This is a genomic window from Gimesia chilikensis (assembly GCF_008329715.1).
Taxonomy (GTDB): domain Bacteria; phylum Planctomycetota; class Planctomycetia; order Planctomycetales; family Planctomycetaceae; genus Gimesia; species Gimesia chilikensis.
The window spans coordinates 142,420-159,857 of record NZ_VTSR01000022.1; the positions used below are offsets into that span (position 1 = coordinate 142,420).

14 protein-coding genes are annotated in these 17,438 nt (G+C 54.6%); 8 read left to right on the forward strand and 6 right to left on the reverse strand.

Features of this window, described 5'->3' with window-relative positions:
- Positions 1–88: 88 nt before the first annotated feature.
- Together FYZ48_RS24380 and FYZ48_RS24385 are read right to left on the reverse strand one after the other, a co-directional pair.
- A complete protein-coding gene (locus FYZ48_RS24380) occupies positions 89–943 on the reverse strand; it encodes a polyphosphate kinase 2 family protein (RefSeq protein ID WP_149345155.1) in 855 nt (284 codons plus the stop codon).
- Between the two features lie 50 nt (positions 944–993).
- A complete protein-coding gene (locus FYZ48_RS24385) occupies positions 994–3,573 on the reverse strand; it encodes a plasma-membrane proton-efflux P-type ATPase (RefSeq protein ID WP_149345156.1) in 2,580 nt (859 codons plus the stop codon).
- Positions 3,574–3,764: 191 nt separating this feature from the next.
- Here FYZ48_RS24385 and FYZ48_RS24390 point away from each other — a divergent pair, with 191 nt between their 5' ends.
- The 3 genes from FYZ48_RS24390 to FYZ48_RS24400 all read left to right on the forward strand — a co-directional run bounded on the left by FYZ48_RS24390 (position 3,765) and on the right by FYZ48_RS24400 (position 5,384).
- Positions 3,765–4,277, forward strand: a complete 513-nt coding sequence (locus FYZ48_RS24390) for a GNAT family N-acetyltransferase (RefSeq protein ID WP_149345157.1) — start codon at positions 3,765–3,767, stop codon at positions 4,275–4,277.
- Between the two features lie 92 nt (positions 4,278–4,369).
- A complete protein-coding gene (locus FYZ48_RS24395; protein WP_187782194.1) occupies positions 4,370–4,828 on the forward strand; it encodes a hypothetical protein in 459 nt (152 codons plus the stop codon).
- Positions 4,829–4,865: 37 nt separating this feature from the next.
- Positions 4,866–5,384: a hypothetical protein gene (locus tag FYZ48_RS24400; protein ID WP_149345159.1), complete on the forward strand. Its 519-nt coding sequence runs from the start codon at positions 4,866–4,868 to the stop codon at positions 5,382–5,384.
- On the opposite strand, the gene FYZ48_RS24405 is transcribed toward FYZ48_RS24400, so the two are convergent.
- On the reverse strand, positions 5,381–6,211 hold the full coding sequence (locus FYZ48_RS24405; RefSeq protein ID WP_149345160.1) for a hypothetical protein: 831 nt from the start codon (positions 6,209–6,211) through the stop codon (positions 5,381–5,383). The genes FYZ48_RS24400 and FYZ48_RS24405 overlap by 4 nt on opposite strands.
- Between FYZ48_RS24405 and FYZ48_RS24410 the strand changes: the two genes are divergently transcribed.
- Together FYZ48_RS24410 and FYZ48_RS24415 are read left to right on the forward strand one after the other, a co-directional pair.
- The gene (locus tag FYZ48_RS24410) at positions 6,210–6,500 is read left to right on the forward strand and encodes a hypothetical protein (protein WP_149345161.1); all 291 of its coding nucleotides are present in this window, start codon (positions 6,210–6,212) and stop codon (positions 6,498–6,500) included. The genes FYZ48_RS24405 and FYZ48_RS24410 overlap by 2 nt on opposite strands.
- Positions 6,501–6,646: 146 nt before the next feature.
- Positions 6,647–8,830, forward strand: a complete 2,184-nt coding sequence (locus tag FYZ48_RS24415) for a serine/threonine protein kinase (RefSeq protein ID WP_149345162.1) — start codon at positions 6,647–6,649, stop codon at positions 8,828–8,830.
- Between the two features lie 200 nt (positions 8,831–9,030).
- Here the strand turns inward: FYZ48_RS24415 and FYZ48_RS24420 are convergent, their stop codons facing one another.
- The 3 genes from FYZ48_RS24420 to sbnA are packed head-to-tail and all read right to left on the reverse strand — an operon-like array spanning position 9,031 to position 13,348.
- Positions 9,031–10,536: a Y4yA family PLP-dependent enzyme gene (locus tag FYZ48_RS24420; protein ID WP_149345163.1), complete on the reverse strand. Its 1,506-nt coding sequence runs from the start codon at positions 10,534–10,536 to the stop codon at positions 9,031–9,033.
- Entirely contained in the window at positions 10,533–12,260 is a 1,728-nt protein-coding gene (locus FYZ48_RS24425; protein ID WP_149345164.1) for an FAD/NAD(P)-binding protein, read from the reverse strand. The genes FYZ48_RS24420 and FYZ48_RS24425 overlap by 4 nt, the downstream gene beginning before the upstream one ends.
- Positions 12,257–13,348 carry a 2,3-diaminopropionate biosynthesis protein SbnA gene (gene sbnA / locus FYZ48_RS24430; RefSeq protein ID WP_149345165.1) on the reverse strand — a complete coding sequence of 364 codons (1,092 nt, stop codon included), beginning with the start codon at positions 13,346–13,348 and terminating at the stop codon, positions 12,257–12,259. Before sbnA ends, FYZ48_RS24425 begins: the two co-directional genes overlap by 4 nt.
- 378 nt (positions 13,349–13,726) lie before the next feature.
- On the opposite strand from sbnA, the gene FYZ48_RS24435 reads away from it, so the two are divergent.
- The 3 genes from FYZ48_RS24435 (at position 13,727) to FYZ48_RS24445 (ending at position 17,385) form a co-directional block, all read left to right on the forward strand.
- On the forward strand, positions 13,727–15,163 hold the full coding sequence (locus tag FYZ48_RS24435; protein ID WP_149345166.1) for a sulfatase-like hydrolase/transferase: 1,437 nt from the start codon (positions 13,727–13,729) through the stop codon (positions 15,161–15,163).
- Positions 15,164–15,199: 36 nt separating this feature from the next.
- Positions 15,200–16,708 carry a sulfatase family protein gene (locus tag FYZ48_RS24440; protein WP_242022760.1) on the forward strand — a complete coding sequence of 503 codons (1,509 nt, stop codon included), beginning with the start codon at positions 15,200–15,202 and terminating at the stop codon, positions 16,706–16,708.
- A 143-nt stretch (positions 16,709–16,851) separates the two neighbouring features.
- A complete protein-coding gene (locus tag FYZ48_RS24445; RefSeq protein WP_187782195.1) occupies positions 16,852–17,385 on the forward strand; it encodes a HEAT repeat domain-containing protein in 534 nt (177 codons plus the stop codon).
- The last annotated feature ends 53 nt before the right edge of the window (positions 17,386–17,438 follow it).

Sequence of the window (17,438 nt, forward strand, 5' to 3'; positions counted from 1 at the left end):
ACTTAATTGTGGATTGCATGTGAGGGGGCGTCAACTCTGACTTACGAGAGTTTCATATGGGAGCCATAATCCAGGGTTTTCAGTACGTTCAGGATGAAGAAGATTCTTCATGGCCCTGATTCACAATCTGATGGTACTTCTGCCGGATCTCGTTGATGTCGACCGTGGGGGCCGGGAACTTCATGTCCAGTGCTGACAGGGTTTCGGATACGATGCGGGAGATCGCCAGGTTGCGGAACCATTTGTGATTGGAGGGAATGATGAACCAGGGAGCGTGGAGTGTGCTGCACTGGCTGAGGGCGGCTTCGAAGGCGGTCGTGTATTCGTCCCACAGGGGACGCTCTGAATAATCGCTGTCGCTGATTTTCCAGTGGCGGGCGGGATCGTCAATTCGCTGTTTGAAACGGGCCAGTTGTTCGTCCGCATCGATGTGCAGATAGAACTTGAGGATGTGCGTCCCGCTGTCCGCCAGCTGTTGTTCGAAGTGGTTGATGTGCGCGTAACGTTGAGACCAGACATCCTGAGGGACCAGGTTGTGTACGCGGACGACCAGCACATCTTCGTAATGCGAGCGGTTGAAGATCGCCACTTCACCTTTCGCGGGGGTGGCCCGATGGTAACGCCAGAGGAAATCGTGGGCGGCTTCCTCCCTGGTGGGAACTTTGAAAGCGGCGACCTTACAGCCCTGCGGGTTCATGGCCCCCAGCACGTGCTTGATGGTGCCATCCTTGCCTGCTGCATCGCGGCCCTGCAGACAGATCAACAGCGACCGTTTGTTTTCGGCGTACATCAGATATTGCAGGTCGGCGAGTTGCTGGCGATAGGTTTCGATTTCGGGCAAGGCGTGCTGATGCGATTCGTGATGGTCTTTAAAGCTGGCATCGATTTTCGAGAGATCGACGTGGCTGCCCGGTTCGACACGAAATCTGCTGATGTAATCCATGACGTGCTTTCCTTATTAGACAGACGGCTGCTGCGGTGAGAGTCAAAAACTTATTTACGACCTGCGCTGCGACTGTGTAAAAAACGTTTATACCAGGGCGGACGACCATTCTCGTGGTTTGAGATTTTGCGATAAATGACCTGCTTGACCAGATCGAGGAGGACCATCCAGGCCAGCATGTAGAGCCAGACCAGACCGATCAGCTTCCAGTGGATGGGAGTGACGAACCAGCCAAAACCGCACATCAGTACGGCCAGGATCTGTGTGCCAACAATGGCCGAGAACAGGGGGAGGGCCGGCCAGGGGGGCATGAAAAATGCGCCCCGCGAACGCATGACGAACAGCAGCAGGTGTCCTCCGGCGACAAGTTGCAGGAATATGATGGTCTGCAGTTGATCGTGATTGAGGCTGATGCGAGACATCCAGTCCGGGTTCGTGATCCATTCCTCGCCGATCAGCAGCAGGCCGAACGTCTGCACGATTGAGAGCAGGCCCATGAAACTGGAGATTAACAGCAGACGTCGCATGTTCCAGCGAACCGGTTTCGGGGGCAGCAGCGTATTGTCGTAAGCGATGGTCATGATCGGGACGTCGTCCAGGAGTGCCAGGAAGACGATCATGACTGGCGTTAAGGGGGAGAAGCCGAAAATGATGGTCGAGAGTACGACGACAAACATGATGTCGAGCGTCATGGTGACCCGGAACAGGACATAGTTGATGATGCGTTCGAAGATCTTGCGGGCTTCGTCGATGGCATCGACGATTGTGGAGAGACCGGGTTCGGTCAGAATCAGGTCCGCAGCGGCGCGGGCGGCATCGGTGGCGCCACTGACGGCCACACCACAGTCCGCCTGTTTGAGGGCGGGGGCATCGTTGACGCCATCGCCGGTCATCGCGACGACATGCCCGCGGTCCTGGAGGGCTTTCACAATGCCGTACTTGTGTTCGGGGAAGACCCGCCCGAAACCGTCGGCCCTTTCGACGCAGGCGGTGATCGACTCGGGGAGGTGGCTCATGTCCATTTCTTTTGTGAACAGGTCGGACGCGGGCTGCAGGTGAGTGCCCATGCCGAGCTGACGACAGATTTCACTGCCGATGGCCACGTCGTCACCGGTGATCATCTTCACGCCCAGTCCATGTTCCTGGGCACGGCGGATGGTCTCCCGGGAATCGTCACGAGGGGGATCGAGCAGAGAGAGGATGCCGAGAAACGTCCAGCTTTGTCCATCGTCCGACGACTGGGCAACTCCCAGGGCCCGCATGCCACGGGAGGCGAGGTCGAGCACAGACTGTTCGCCGCGGTGCTGGGTTTCCGGATCGAGGTGACATAATTCAATGATGACCTGCGGGGCGCCTTTGGTGAATTTCCAGGAAGTTCCCTGGGAGTCGGTCAGAGTGGCTTCCGTACGTTTGCTGACCGGATCAAAAGGGACGAACTTCTGCAGCTGATACTGATCGAGGATGTCCGGTTGTTGCAGACCGGCGATGACCGCCAGATCGATGGGATCGTCGTCGTCCCGTTTGGAAGCCAGGGCTCCGCCGCGGATGACTTCCTGGGGATCGGTGGAGGCGAACAGAATCGGCTCTCCCAGGCTCAGCTGGTTTTTGGTCAGGGTGCCTGTCTTGTCGGAGCAGAGGATGTCGACGCCCGCTAGTTCTTCGATCGCTTCCAGTCGAGAGACGATCGCTTTTTTCCGGGAGAGTGCCAGGGCGCCCAGGGCATTGGTCACGGTAATAACGGTGGGCATGGCGACCGGGATGGAGGCAATGAGCAGGACCAGCACCATCCGCAGAATGTTGACCAGTTCTTCCAGGTGCCAGTCATCCCGGAGTACAACCTGCCGATAAAATTCGACACCCATCAGTACAAAGGCGAGGGACATGGAGAGGAAAATCAGGAAGTCGCCGATCTGGCCTACTGCTTTCTGGGAGTGAGAGGCTTCTGCGCCTGCCGCTGCGACGAGGCTGGCGGTGCGGCCGAAGAAGGTCTTGTTCCCGGTACCGAAGACGACGGCCGTCATTTCTCCCTTCCTGGCGATGCTGCCCGAATAGCCGCTGTCGCCGACTTTCTTGCTGACAGGCAGTGATTCTCCGGTCAGCGCTGCCTGGTCAATGCTGATGTAGTCACCTGCAATGAAGCGGACGTCGGCGGCGAGGACTTCGCCGAGTTTAATGCGGATAATGTCGCCGGGAACGACCTCGGCGGCGTCGATGGATGCGAATTGGCCGTCGCGGAGAACTCGGGCCCGCGGAGCCATGCCTGCCTTGAGGGCGGCCAGCGCGTTGCTGGCTTTGCGTTCCTGCCAGAACCCGGAGCCGGCATTATAGATCAGCAGGCCCATGATGATGCCGAAGTCGGGCCAGTGGCCAATGAGTGCCGAGAGCAGGGCGGCGGCTTCGATCATCCAGGGGATCGGTCCCCAGAAATAACGCAGAAATTTCTGCAGATCGCTGAGCTGGTGATCTTCCAGTTCGTTGCGGCCGTACTGTGTCAGGCGTGATGCCGCCTCGGTAGAGGTCAGTCCCTGGGGGGATGTCTGGAGTTGCTGAAAGACGGCGTCCAGTTCTTCCCGTTCCAGGTCTGGTGTGTTGTCTGAACGATTGCGGGAGGCGGGCTGGGTAGTACTCATCTCGGGTGCTCTCCGAAACATCAATGGGGAAGATGGTCCGATACGTTCGCTGTCTGATTTCAGTATAGCATTCCGAAATTCGACAGACACGTCTGCGGGCTGTTTTTGTCTATCCGAATCTGAGGTGTCCCAGTATGATGCTTCCGTCAACTTGAGGTTGAATCAGAGTGAAAGTCAGAGAGGTAAGATAGATGGTATTCGAGGCACAACCCACACTGACCGGCAGGCTGCTGGAACTGCGTCCGCTGCAGGAGGATGATTATGAGGCTTTGTTTGCGGTTGCCTCTGATCCGTTGATCTGGGAACAGCATCCGGCGTCTGACCGTTATCAGCCGGAAGTGTTTCAGAAATTCTTCCGGGACGCGATGGAATCAGGCGGGGCGTTGCTGGCGATCGATCAGGCGACCGGTGCCGTGATCGGTTCTTCACGCTACCACGGGTATAACGAGAGTGCCTCCGAAGTGGAGATCGGCTGGACTTTTCTGGCACGTTCGCACTGGGGCGGACCGTTTAACGGCGAAATGAAGCAGCTGATGCTGCAGCACTCGTTTCAGTTTGTCGATTCGGTGATCTTTCTGATCGGTCCGGAAAACATTCGTTCGCAGCGGGCGGTGGAAAAGATCGGCGGTGTGCGCGACGGCAGCCGAACCGATGCCTCGGGGATGGAGAGCTGGCTGTATCGGATTCGTGCGGTTGATTACTGAGGGCAAAAAAGTTACTGAATGTTTGATCTGGTTCTGATAAAATCAGATCCATACAGTTAAGTGATTCGCCGTCAAATATTCGGAGCATTAACATGGCTGAACAGCGATTTCTTGTCTCTTACGAGGGGGATTGCGTGCGAGTGGTGGTGCCGACGCCTCCACTGATTAAGAGGATGCAGCAGATGCCTTTTAAATCGCTCAATTTAATGGAGTTGTATCTGGAACGTCTGTTGTTGCAACAGGAGACGCCGCTGCGGGCGCTGTTTGAAATTGATGCCGACCGGTTTCGCATGATTTTGGTTGCCACCGAACTGGGAGAGCGAATCGAAACTGACTGGCCGCGAAAGAAGATTGTGGCACTGCGTAATAACCGCTATGGTCACGGGCTCTGGATACGCGTGCAGGGGACAATTATGGAGTCGTATCTGGAAGATATGGATGACGATCTGATCGAAGCCCTGAGTACTGAACTGTGGAAGATAATCAAGAACTTTGATGAACAATCAACGGGCGTGAATTCTACAGGAATCGAAGACAATTCCTGTTGTTGAAGCAGCCTGTTTGAATTTTTAGATAAAAAGGCCAGAAATGTTGGAATGGAAAGATCAGTCAAGCCGCCAATCGAACAGCTATGAAGGTGTTCTGCCGGAGGATCATAAATCTGGTATCGAAGAAATATTAATGGCGTTGTTTGAGTTTCTGAATGAAAACATCATTGGCAAGGGAAATGCGGTCGATTTTGATCAGCTGCTGTTTCAGGTAAGTCCCGATACCGGCTGGGTGATTGCGTCTGCCGTGATTGCGGAGCAGTATGAGCGGGGCTATATCGACGCCTGTCACGTGCGGATTCAGGAGATTCAGGACCGGTATTATGTTTTCGCTGATGACGAGGAGCTGGAAGCTAACGATGAGGAATTCAGCAGATGCGTCAAATCCATCGAGCGGGAAATCGGGCAGACGTTTCACCAGATTCTGTCAACGCATCTACATGAGCTGAGAAAGCGGTGTTCGGAACGCGGCTTTGATTACATTCAGCTGGAAAGCGGAATGGAAATGGGCGTCTTGTACGAGGAACATTATGATCCCGCCGGGGCAGAGCCAGCTTAGTTCGTCGGCTTCGCTGATTCTGTCTCAGTCTGTTCGGGAGACTGCTCGACGGCCGTTAAGAGCGATTTCAGTTCGGGCTGCAGGTGCTGCATTTCTGGATCTTCGATTAATGTCCGCAGGCGTTGCAGGGCTTCGGTGCGGCTGGCTTCTGGCAGAGCGGGCAGGATTACCGGGTAGGTGTTCTGCATGTAGCCGAGGAGCCTTTTGAGTTCCGAGGTGCGATAGAGGTGTGATTCGGTCGGGACTTTCAGATTGGCGATCACCACCGTTGCCAGATTTTTTCGCACGTTGTCCAGACTTTCCATGCGCGTGGGGTAGGTGGGATCATTCTTATCCAGTGTGGGCAGAAATTCGTTGAGCAGGCTCACGATGGTGGCGGATAAACGCAGGGTAGATCCGATCATTTCGATCAGTTCGCTGTCGGCGACTTTCTGGTCTGCAAATGCGGTGGCATAGAGAACCAGGATCTGATTACTGGACTGCATCAGCAGGATGGCTTCATGCACGCGGACCTCAATGGGGGATTGTTCGTTCTGATACAGCTCCAGATTCTCGGCTGAGGTGATCCGCTCGAAGAGCTTGCCGGACTGAGGGCTCTGGTAACGCGGGAGCAGCGCGGCGTCCTCTCTGGTCAGTTTGCCCAGGGCTTCGGCTGCCTGCTGCATGTCACTGCCGGTCCAGTTACGGTCATGGGCGGGGACTCCGGCTTCCAGGTACTCAGCTAACGGCAATGAATGATCGTCGGGAACCTGATTGTCACTGGCCGGGGCGACGGGCAGCGGGGGATCAGTGGCTACGGAATCAGCAGAGTCTGAACAGCCAGTCATGCCGATCAGGGAGAGTAGCAAAATCAAAAGAGAGCAGCGGGAGATTGAAGATCGCAAGGTTTACCTCGGGCATCAGGTTGACCAGTTGATAGTTGATGTGGGGACATTGTTTCAGGTGCCGGCGATTGAATCAATGCCGTTTGCCGACCTGCCATTTTCCGGCTTTTTTTCCAAAACAGGATATTTCACCGCCCGGTTTCGCGAAGCGTTACGCCTGAAAGGATGTGGACGCGGTCTGCGAACTGAGAATTCGGTTTCCATGGGCGAGACGTTTGTGCATAATGATTGATTCGGCCCGGGCAGTTTCTGGTTCCGGGGCCTGGGAGAATCTCTCCATTTCAAAGCAGAGGAAGAAACGAGACACAGGTTAAGCGACCGGTAAATACAGGCAGTAGTTGCTGTCTGATACTGAGGGCCATTCACTGCGAGGCGACCATGTCTGAAGAGTACGAGCTGATAGAAGGCGATCTGGATCAGATTATTGCCAGTCTGATGCGGAAGATCGACCAGGGGGAGAAAATTGATGCTCAACAGCTGGTGATGGATCACCCGCATCTCCAGGTCGAGCTCGAAGCTTATCTGGCTGACGTGGCACTGATCGAAAAACTCGCCGGCCCTACCGCATCGGAGCAGTGTTATGCTTCCGAGTGGAGTGTGAAGGCAGAGCAGACGGCCCATTATAGGCAGAGCGGTCATTCTGAGTCTGATACAGAGAGCCAGCCGTTGCAGGGGCGTTTCGGTCGCTACCAGATTGAAAAGGTGTTGGGGCAGGGGGCGATGGGAACCGTGTACCTGGCGGAGGATCTGGAACTGGAACGGCAGGTGGCATTGAAAGTGCCCAGGCTGGATGATTCCGAGTCAGCCGAGATGGTGCTGGAGCGTTTCTATCGTGAGGCTCGTTCCGCGGCCACGCTGCGCCATCGAGGGATCTGTCCTGTCTATGATGTCGGGAGCGAGGAGGGAGTGAGTTACATTTCCATGGCTTTTATTCCCGGGATGCCGTTAGCGACTTGTATCGCCCAGGGGAAAATCAGTTCGCAGCGTAAGATCGGGATCGTGATGCGCAAACTGGCCCTGGCGCTCGAAGCGGCGCATCAGCAGGGAGTGATCCACCGCGATCTCAAGCCGGCGAATATCATGCTGGATGAAGATAACGAGCCCGTGATTATGGACTTCGGACTGGCGCGTCAGCTGGGAAAGCAGGAAGCGGAACGTCTGACAGTCACCGGCATGGTGATGGGGTCGCCGGCGTATATGTCTCCCGAACAGGTCACCGGTGACCTTGATGCGGTGGGGCCACAGAGTGATATCTACAACCTGGGCGTCATCTTGTACGAACTGCTCACAGGCCGGCTTCCGTTCCAGGGACCGGCCGTGGTTCTGATCGGTCAGATTCTGACGGCAGAGCCCGTTCCTCCTTCCCGTCAGGTAGAGGGCGTCGCGCTCGAACTCGAAGCGATCTGTCTGAAAATGCTGGCGAAGAAAATCGACGATCGTTATCAGTCGATGCAGGAAGTCGTCGATGCGCTGACTGCCTTCCTTAAAAAATCAGGACAGACCTCTGCGACTAAAAGTAAGCGAAAGTCAAGCTCGACGCCGGAGCGACAACCGGTGTCTCACTGGTTTGACTTCCGGAATGGTTCTGTGTCAGGTCGAGCGGTGTTGCTGGCGGCTGCATTGCCGATCGTATTTCTGCTGGGGGCGATCGTCCTGTTGTTCCGTGCCGGTGAGCGGACCGTGCAGGTGACGATTGATGATCCGTCAGCCGTGGTGACCATCGATGGAAAACAGCGAGTCAGATTCTCTGGCAAACAGGGTGAGGTTGAGCTGGGAATCGGTCCACACGAAGTAACGGTGACCCACAATGGGACCATCGTCAAAGGCTATGATCAGTTTCATTTTGTGGTAGCGGAAAACGGGAACGAACCGCTGGTCATCGAAGTGCTGGATCAGACTGCACCACCTGTTGAAAAACCAGTGGCAAAACCTGCCAGCGAAAGTCATCCCCTGGACGAACCCGATCCGATGCTGGCCCGTCTGCTGGCGATGATGCGACAGAAGCCGGTCATGGTTCAGGAGTTTGATTTCAACCGCGGTCCGGAACGGATTGATGTTTCAAATCTCACCTTCCGGGACGGTCGCCTGTTGATCGAGATGAATGCGGGTTCCTATGATGGTGCCTGGCCCTGGATCGACGGGAACGGATCGGGGCTGATTCAGGTGGATGTGAAGTTGCTGGAAGGCGCCGGCTGGCTGGTGAATCTGCATACTTCTGAAGATATCGGGTTTCTCATCGAATTGAAGGATGGGGAAATGGCCGCCCGAGCTTCTCTGTTCGGGGATCGGAAGAATACGTTGATGCCCGGGTACAAACTACTGGAGAAAGAGGCACCGACCCGCGGGGTGAACCAGATCGATCAGTTACTGATTCTGATCGAGGGCCGCAAGATCACTGTGTTCTTAAATGGGAAACAGTGTGGAGAGCCGTTTACGCTCGATTTTGATATCGGTAAGTACAGTGTGCTGGTCGGGGCGTTGAATAATAACCGGGAGCGGATGACGAAAGTGGAGTACGAACGGATCCGGATCTTTCCCCTGTTGAATGAATCAGTAAAATAAGCCCGCAACCGACAACGGCGAGGCGGAGATACGCCGTCGTTGTCGGGATGCGGGCTCGTTCAGCGGGACAGAGAGCTGAGTCCGGCTAAGTCATTATTCTGTTCCGTTATCTTCTTAATTCTGTTGCGGTCCTGGACTGAGCAGGATTATGGGGAGACAGTTCGCTGGTGTTTAGCATGGCACCAGAGTGATTTAAAGTGTTAGAGATCTTCTATGGCATCCGGGTGATATTGACCAGTCTGCGGATGATAAACCAGATTTTTCGCCAGGGGGAACTGGTGCGAACGACTTTCCAGGAAGTGCATGAAATAGCCTGCTGTATTCGGGAAAATGATCAGGTCTCCGATGCCGACTCCCCGGGCAAACTGGAGTTTCCGCAGACAGAGCAGTTCTGATTCCGTGCAGTAGGCGCCCGTCAGGAAACCGGAAGTTCCTGGAGGGGTACGTGGAAGCGGCGATTCGTCCATGGCAGGGATCAGCAACGGGTCGACCAGAAAGTCATCGCTGCTGGTGCGGCACTGTGTGCGATTCATGGAGAGCCCGATGAGCCAGTCACCGTTGGACTGTTGCTTACGGGATTCCACTCGGGCTGCTGTGATACCACAGCCATCGAGAATGCTACGCCCCGGTTCGCAGCGCAATTGAAGCGTTCGTTTCCGCAGTGCAGAGGCGATTGTTCCCGTTTCGTACTGGGCAGATAAAATGCCATTGAACCAGTCTGCCTGCACGAGGGACTGATAAAAGGGGTAGCAGTGTGGTTTCCCGATCAGGCGGTCCTCCACGCGCTGGAGTCCCAGTCCGTGATTCTGCCAGGTGAGAGGTTCCTGTCTGTCCAGCAGGGCCCGTCTGTGTGTCATCCAGAACTCATTCCATTCCGTCTCGGAATCGAGATAGGACATGGGAAAACCACCTCCGATATCAATAAACCGGATGGGGAACTGCATGTCTCGCAACTGGTCAACCAGAGGGAGCAACTGTCGGAGGGCAGAGATGCGTTGTGCCTGGCTGTAACCGTCCAGATGAAAATGGACGCCTGTCAGATTGAGAGTCTGCAGGGTGTTCGGCGCTGACTGTTGCAGGTCGCGCAGCAGGGGGAGAATCTTCTCTATATCAAAGCCGAAGCGTGAGGGAAGTTGATGTCCGTCGTGTCGGAACCCGCTGATCCGCAGTGCGATTTCCGCCTGTCTGTCCAGCCGGGCCGAGAGCAGCGCCGTCCGTGAGAGTTCATCAGGATTATCGATGGCAAGCGTGGTGCCTGAAACGATGCAGGACTGCAACAGGGCTTCCGACTTGACAGCAGCAGTGCAGATGATTTTTTCTGAAGGGACCTGATGTTCGAGCACCTGATGCAATTCATTCTCGCTGGCGGTGTCGATGCCGCATCCTCGTGAATGTGCAGCATCAATGAATGCCAGACATTTATTGGCTTTACGGGCGAAATAAACATCGAAATCGACCTGATGTGATTCCGCCACCTGATACAGAGCATCGATGTGACGCAGGAACGGGTCGGTATGGATCAGGTTCAGCGGCGAACCATGTTCCTGTACCAGATGATGTAGTTGAGAGATCGTACCGGAGGCGGTCATCCACGGTTCGAGTCGGGCCGTCAGTGGAGGCTTACCCTGGCAGTCAGTCCGCATCGATGTGTGAGTCTGGTCAGACTGGCTGACCTCTTCGCGTGCGCTTGGTTCCATGGTCTTCATAAGGCGTTCCTTTGCGCAATCCGGTCACAGACACTCCGCGCCCATAGATCCGGACAGGAATGCAGTTGACGCGACAGGGTGTCATTTCCCAGTACGGCGCCTTCTGTAGCACGACCAATGATGGCCAGTCCCTCTGTGGTCTGCTCCTCCGGCGGGATCGGACGGGCTGCGTCATCAATGGCGATTCCCCCCGCACCCAGCATCCGCTTGATCCAGCCGGAAGAGAGCAGTTGTTCAATTAATGAGTCCTGTGCGAAATGATTGCCGGCAGGCAGCACGGCGTTGATCAGTCGATCCACGCGTTGTTGTTTTTTCCCGGTCTGCAATACAAGCTGATTTTGTCCATTGATCAGGTCAGACTGGAGATAATCCAGGTTGACGATCCCAGCATCGATGAGGGCCAGCAGGCGTCCGGTATTTTCTGCAGGAGGTCCGAATGCGAGCCGCTCCATTTCCGTCGCGTAGAGTTGGAATTCAGGCCAACTGGTAACTGCCAGTCCCCCATGACTGATACGCCGCACCAGGGCGGGATAGAGTTGCCGAAATGTTTCACCCAGTGCCCAGGCTTCATCGGCGGTTGTCTGACCGGTGGCCACACGCCAGGACTGCTTGATCTGCTCGTGAGTTTCTGATGGAGTAAAGACGCGACTGCACCAGTTTTCAAACCAGCAGTCCAGCTCATATATCGGAGTTCCCTGGCCGATACTGTGATTCGGTACCTGTGCCAGCAGAGCCTCTCCAGCCGTTTTCAGGAACACCGGCCAGAGTGAGTCCCGAAAATGCAGGCCTGACCGGGGCTGTTTGAGTTTGAGCAACCTGAGGCGTCCCTGTTCCCAGATTTCATGGAGCTCGGTGCAGTCTGGAAAATGTCGTGGGTCAGGTTTCGCCAGGATCGGGTGTCCCGTCCGGGAATAAGGCAGGACCTCGAGAACCTCATTCCCGGACGGAAGGTATTTCCATCGATGGTTGTGCTGCTCGAACCTGCCGCCGCGTCCTTCCGTCAGTGCCAGGCAGGCATCAATAAAGGTTAAGGCAAAACCCCGGACCGCTACGGTAGAGCAGGGGGGGACCTGTTCGGGGCTTAGCATACGCTCGGTAGGAAAAACCTGCTCAATCACTTTTGCAGCAGGAGCATTGGGAACCGGGGCCGCTTTCCAGCCCTCATGCCCCACGGCGAGCAGGACTTCATCGAATTCCGTTTCCTCTTCCGCAGTTTTCAAATGCCAGCCAGATGCTGATTTACGGATTCCCATAACCTTGGCCGGATTCTGGTGCAGGGTGACAAAATCAGGAAATCGCTCACAGGTTTGCTCAAAAGCTTCAGAGAGGTATTCTCCGACGAGGGCGCGCGGCGCAAAACAGTGAGGAGTTGCCAGAGTCGGGTACTGGCGGTCAAGCCACTCCACGAAAGTCGGGTAAGATTGCGGACTGTGCTGTCGCACCATTTCCGGCCAGGCATCGATATTTTCTGCGGAGAAGTTCATCCGCAGGAAGCGTGGTTGACGGGGATCGTAAACCGAACCCGCACCGGGAAACGGCGCGGGCTCGTAGATCGTGATCTGCACGTCCGTCTGTTGCGTGGCGCGTGCCAACTGATATGCCAGTCTTTCGAGACAGTAAAGTCCTTTGGGGCCACAACCGACAAAGGCGATACGGTATGGGGACTGTCTTGGGGAGAGTGATCGTCTTACAGGACGATGCGCTGTGTGAGTCGAAAACGTCATACTGAGGCATGTTCCAGAATGGGAGCTTTAATGAAAACTGGTTTCCGGGGAGAGGACGGTCTGGCTGCGAAACTGGGTTCTTCAATTCGGATTTGCAGTTCTTCCGGAGAGCAACCCAGTTCCTGTTCCACCCATTCGTCTGAGTAAATCGTATCCAGATAACGTGTGCCGGAGTCATGCAGGATCGCGGCACAGACTTTGGTGCGAAGTTCTGGAATCATGGAACGGACTGCTTCGAGTACACCCCCGGCCGAACCGCCGGCCAGGATTGATTCATACTTGACCATCCTGCGACAGCCGGTGACACAGTCGAGATCGGTAACACGAATCACCTGATGAAAGTCCTGTTCTGCTGCAAGTGGAGGAATGTTCCCGGAACCCATACCGGGGATGCGTCTTTCGCCACCGGAGCCACCAAACAGCTTGCTGCCTGCAGCATCGACGGCAATCACTTTCGTTTTACGTCCCAGTTTTCTGAAAAATTCCTGGCAACCCCGGGCGGTTCCGACACTGCTGGTAGCGACAAACAGATAATCGATCTCACCCTGCAGGGCTGCATCAACTTCCTGGACCGTTCCCATTTCATGGGCCAGCGGATTCTGCAGGTTCGCATACTGATTGGGCCAGAATGAATGAGGAATTTGTTGCAGCAGTTCCTGTACACGGGTCAGGCGGGCTTTCAGAAAGTCTCCATACAGCGGCTGAGTCACGCGTTCAATAATCGCGCCGTAGGCTTCCATGATGGCGATATTCTGCTGCTGTGCGTTGGGATCGACGACGCAGATCAGGGGAAGCCCGTAATAGTTACAGGCCTGCGCCAGACCAATTCCCATATTGCCCGACGTGGATTCGATGATCGTAGAATTCTCGTCAAGCTGGCCTGAGACGATGGCATGTTCGATCATGGCCCGGGCCGGGCGGTCCTTGGCACTTCCGCCGGGGTTAGAGGATTCCAGTTTGGCATAAAGCTGCACATCGCTTGATTCCAGATAGCGACGGAGGTGAATCAGGGGGGTAGAACCAATGGCCTCCAAAACTCCCTCACAGGGTGGTGCAATCGTGCTGTGTTTCTGTTTTATCTTTTGCATGTTGATCTCCGAAAGGTCAGAGTCTGGTGCCTGAAAAATTGTGAACCATCTGGAGCGAAGCGAATCGTGTGCCAAACCTGGATCATTCGCGAATGCTGTACCGTCTCTGCGGATTTTGTGTTTCACAGGGAGAAACCTCGATGGGCAGCTGGTCGCTGGACAATCAGCCTGGTCGTCGGGCTTACACATCGACTGACCGATGGGAAGCCGTTGATTGTAGGATCATACGATGAACAGGCTCATATCGATTCTATGGAATATATTGCCTGCGGTTGTTCATCATTGGTGGAACCGGGTAGGATAATTGATGCATGTCCTGTTCCTTTCAGTGAGCAATGTTCTTTGTATTTCTGCGAATAGAAAATTGATGAGGTTGGAATGAAGCGACTCGGATTGATCTTATTTCTGTTTGTGATGACCTGCGTGATGCCCGGTCATGCCGCGGAACAGGCTGCATCCAAGGCCCGCCGGCCGAATATTATTCTGATTATGGCGGATGACGTCAGCTGGGAATGTTTCAGCAGTTACGGGGCGGAAGATTACGAGACGCCGCACATCGATGCGCTGGCGAAGCAGGGCATTCGGTTTACGAACTGTTATTCCACGCCGCTCTGCACGCCGTCCCGCGTGAAGCTAATGACGGGGAAATACAATTTTCGCAACTACACTCATTTCGGCTATCTGAATCCCAATGAGAAAACCTTCGGTCAGCTGCTGCAGTCGGCAGGTTACAAGACGGCGATCGCGGGGAAGTGGCAGTTGAACGGGCTGTATCACAAGGCGGAAGGGTTTAAGGATAATGCGCGACCGTTCAAAGCAGGCTTTGATGAGTATTGCCTGTGGCAGGTGACGACGGGAGTGAAAGTTAAAGAGGGGGGCGGCGAGCGGTTCTGGAGTCCGCCGCTGGAACAGAACGGCAAATATCTTTCGATTGAAGACAACCAGGGGAAGTACGGTCCGGACATCATGTCGGACTTCCTGTGCGACTTCATCAGAAAGAACAAGGATCAGCCGTTCTTTGTCTATTATCCGAGCACGCTGGTGCACAATCCGTTTGTGCCCACGCCCGACACGATTGGATCGGCACAGCGAACACAGGCTGCGAACAAACAGCCCAAAGGGAAAGCGGCCCGGAAAGCCAACTTTGTGGCGATGGTCAATTACCTGGATCAAATCGTAGGGAAGCTGGTTAAACAGGTGGAGGACGTGGGCCAGCTGGAGAACACGCTGATCCTGTTTACCGCCGACAATGGCACGAATGTGCAAATCAAATCTCAGTGGAACGGTCAGACGATTCATGGCGGGAAAGGTTCGACCACCGACATGGGCACGCATGTGCCGCTGGTCGCGTACTGGAAAGGACACACGCCGCAGGGAGTGGTGCTGGACGATCTGGTCGATTTCACTGATTTCTATCCCACCTTCGCCGCGATGGCGGGGATCAAGCTGGGGAAAGGCGATCCCATCGACGGGCGCAGTTTTCTGCCTCAGCTGAATGGCCAGGCAGGAGAGCCCCGGGAGTGGGTACTGAATCACTACCAGCCTTACTGGGGCCGGTTCCAGGGGGATCAATATGTGCGGAACGCGGGTTTCAAACTGTACCGCGACGGGCGGTTCTTTCATGTGCCCGTTGATTTGACCGAGAGTCAGAACCTCGCCGCAGGCCAGGCCGGGACAGAGGGTGAAGCCGCACGCGGGATGCTTCAGCAGACGCTGTCAATCATTCCCCCCGCGCCGCCGGTCAAGGGAGGCCCGAATGCCGGGGCTCGGCCCAACTACCCGGACTGGCGGAATATTGTGAATCCGAACGATTAGTGGTTGTTTCTGAAGTCAGACCAGAAAGAAGTGAACGTGAAGCGCGCTCCAATAAAAAGTTTTCTGTTTCTGCTGTTTCTCACATGGGCTATGGTGTTTTCCGTTCTGGCGGATGAGCCAGCGAGGAATGCAGGCGCACAGCGAGAGGGAAAGCCGAACATTGTCTGGATCCTGGTGGACGACATGTCGTGCCACTTTGGTTACCAGGGAGAAAAACTGGTTGAGACACCGCATGTCGATCAAATGGCTCGGGAAGGTGTTATTTTCAGTAATGCCTATGCGACGGCTCCGGTCTGTTCTGCATTTCGCTCGGCGGTAATTACGGGAATGTACCAGACCACAATTGGCGCGCATCATCATCGCAGCTCCCGGGGAGAGTTAAAGATTCATTTGCCGGAAGGGATGCAGACCATCCCTGAGCTGTTTCGTGCAGCCGGTTATTTCACCACGAATGCCAACCCGGAAGGGACCCGCCCGGGAAAAGAAGATTACAATTTCGTTTACCAGAAAGCGGATCTCTACGATGGATTCGACTGGAGAAAACGGGCGCCCGGCCAACCGTTCTTTGCGCAGTATCAAATTCAGGGCGGGAAACTGCGAAATGTGGATCGCTGGTATGCAGAAGTCAAAGTCGGTCTGAAACAGCTCGTAACGGCAGACGAAGTCACGCTGCCTCCTTACTACCCGGACCATCCCGTGATCCGCGAAGACTGGGCTGCCTATTTGAACTCCGTGTCCTACACCGATTATCAGGTGGGAAACATCCTCCAGCAGTTGAAAGAGGAAAATGTACTCGACAATACCGTTGTCTTTTTTCTGACCGATCATGGAATCAGTCATGCCCGGGGCAAACAGTTCCTCTATGAGGAAGGGGTGAAAATCCCGTTTGTTGTCTGGGCACCAGAGTATTTACCTGCCGGAGTCGTACGCGATGATCTGATTGCTCAGATCGATCTTTCCGCGACGAGTCTGGCACTGGCGGGAATCGAAATTCCGCAGTGGATGCAGGGACGCCCCCTGTTTGGTTCGCAGGCGAAGCCGCGTGCGTATGTGGTGTCAGCCCGCGACCGTTGTGATGAAACCGTAGATCATATCCGCAGTATCCGGAAAGGCAATTTCAAGTATATCCGCAATTATCTGCCTCAACGCCCGTATCTACAGCCGTGTAAATATAAGGACGGGAAACCGTTCATGCCGGTGCTGCGTGAATTAAATGCTGCGGGAAAGTTGAACGCGGTGCAGTCTCTGCACCTGGCTGAGACGCGGCCGGAAGAAGAGTTCTACGATCTGGCTCAAGATCCCTGGGAGATCCACAATCTGGCTGGCGACCCGGCATTTAAACAGCAGGTCGCACAAATGCGGTGCCTGCTGGCCAACTGGGAACTCGAGACGGATGACCGCGGTCGTTTCCCTGAATCAGAGGCGATGTACGATAGTGATATGGCGCCCTACCTGGCGAAGAGTCGCAAACGGAATCCGGCTGAGGCGAAGCAACTGGAAGCCAATATCAATTTAATGAAACGCTGGCGTGCTGAAGGTAAATGAGAGAAGCATCTGATTTTCAAAGGATTAATCATGTTCCACCACCGACTGCATCGACGTGCCCAACTACCCGGGCTGGCGGAAGATTGTGAATCCGAATGATCAGTCTTAGTCGCAGATGATTTAGAGAGAAGAGGATGAACGGAATGGCTTTGTCAGATGAAATGAACCAGGGCGAAATCGATTGGACGGCAATTGCCAGGAAGCTTGGTACACTTCAGGAAAATGGGGAGAGTGGCGGTAGTAAAACTGCACGTGAAGCCGTTGCAATGATTATTGGATCGTCGAATTTGCGAGCTGCCGTTGATCATTATGTCAGTCATAAAAAAGGATCTGAATTGGTCCGCCATGTTCTCTGGCTGCTTCATCCCCGGTGTGCAATGGAACGATGTTATGAGATCTACCAGAATGAAGAAGATTCTCAAACGCGGCGTGATGCTATCGAACTTTTGCGTGTCGTAGCTGACAGTAGTGTCTTGCCGTGGATTAAGGGCCTGTTAGAAGATCAGGATGAGGGTGTTCAATGCTGGTCTGCAGGAATTGTAGATCAACTCTTATGGTCACATCTGGTTGATCCGGAAAAGTGTGAAGAACTTCTTCAACTCATGCAGAATCATTCAAATGAACAGGTTCGCGAGACACATGCATTTATTATTGAATATTTAAATAAGCGAGAATAATCCAGCTGATTCACCACTCAGGAAATGAGAAACCATACTTTTATTATGAACTT

Coding starts and splice junctions, on each gene's coding strand:
- FYZ48_RS24380 (WP_149345155.1), bottom strand. CDS start 943: ATGGATTACATCAGCAGATTTCGTGTCGAACCGGGCAGCCACGTCGAT.
- FYZ48_RS24385 (WP_149345156.1), bottom strand. CDS start 3,573: ATGAGTACTACCCAGCCCGCCTCCCGCAATCGTTCAGACAACACACCA.
- FYZ48_RS24390 (WP_149345157.1), top strand. CDS start 3,765: ATGGTATTCGAGGCACAACCCACACTGACCGGCAGGCTGCTGGAACTG.
- FYZ48_RS24395 (WP_187782194.1), top strand. CDS start 4,370: ATGGCTGAACAGCGATTTCTTGTCTCTTACGAGGGGGATTGCGTGCGA.
- FYZ48_RS24400 (WP_149345159.1), top strand. CDS start 4,866: ATGTTGGAATGGAAAGATCAGTCAAGCCGCCAATCGAACAGCTATGAA.
- FYZ48_RS24410 (WP_149345161.1), top strand. CDS start 6,210: ATGCCGATCAGGGAGAGTAGCAAAATCAAAAGAGAGCAGCGGGAGATT.
- FYZ48_RS24405 (WP_149345160.1), bottom strand. CDS start 6,211: ATGACTGGCTGTTCAGACTCTGCTGATTCCGTAGCCACTGATCCCCCG.
- FYZ48_RS24415 (WP_149345162.1), top strand. CDS start 6,647: ATGTCTGAAGAGTACGAGCTGATAGAAGGCGATCTGGATCAGATTATT.
- FYZ48_RS24420 (WP_149345163.1), bottom strand. CDS start 10,536: ATGAAGACCATGGAACCAAGCGCACGCGAAGAGGTCAGCCAGTCTGAC.
- FYZ48_RS24425 (WP_149345164.1), bottom strand. CDS start 12,260: ATGACGTTTTCGACTCACACAGCGCATCGTCCTGTAAGACGATCACTC.
- sbnA (WP_149345165.1), bottom strand. CDS start 13,348: ATGCAAAAGATAAAACAGAAACACAGCACGATTGCACCACCCTGTGAG.
- FYZ48_RS24435 (WP_149345166.1), top strand. CDS start 13,727: ATGAAGCGACTCGGATTGATCTTATTTCTGTTTGTGATGACCTGCGTG.
- FYZ48_RS24445 (WP_187782195.1), top strand. CDS start 16,852: ATGGCTTTGTCAGATGAAATGAACCAGGGCGAAATCGATTGGACGGCA.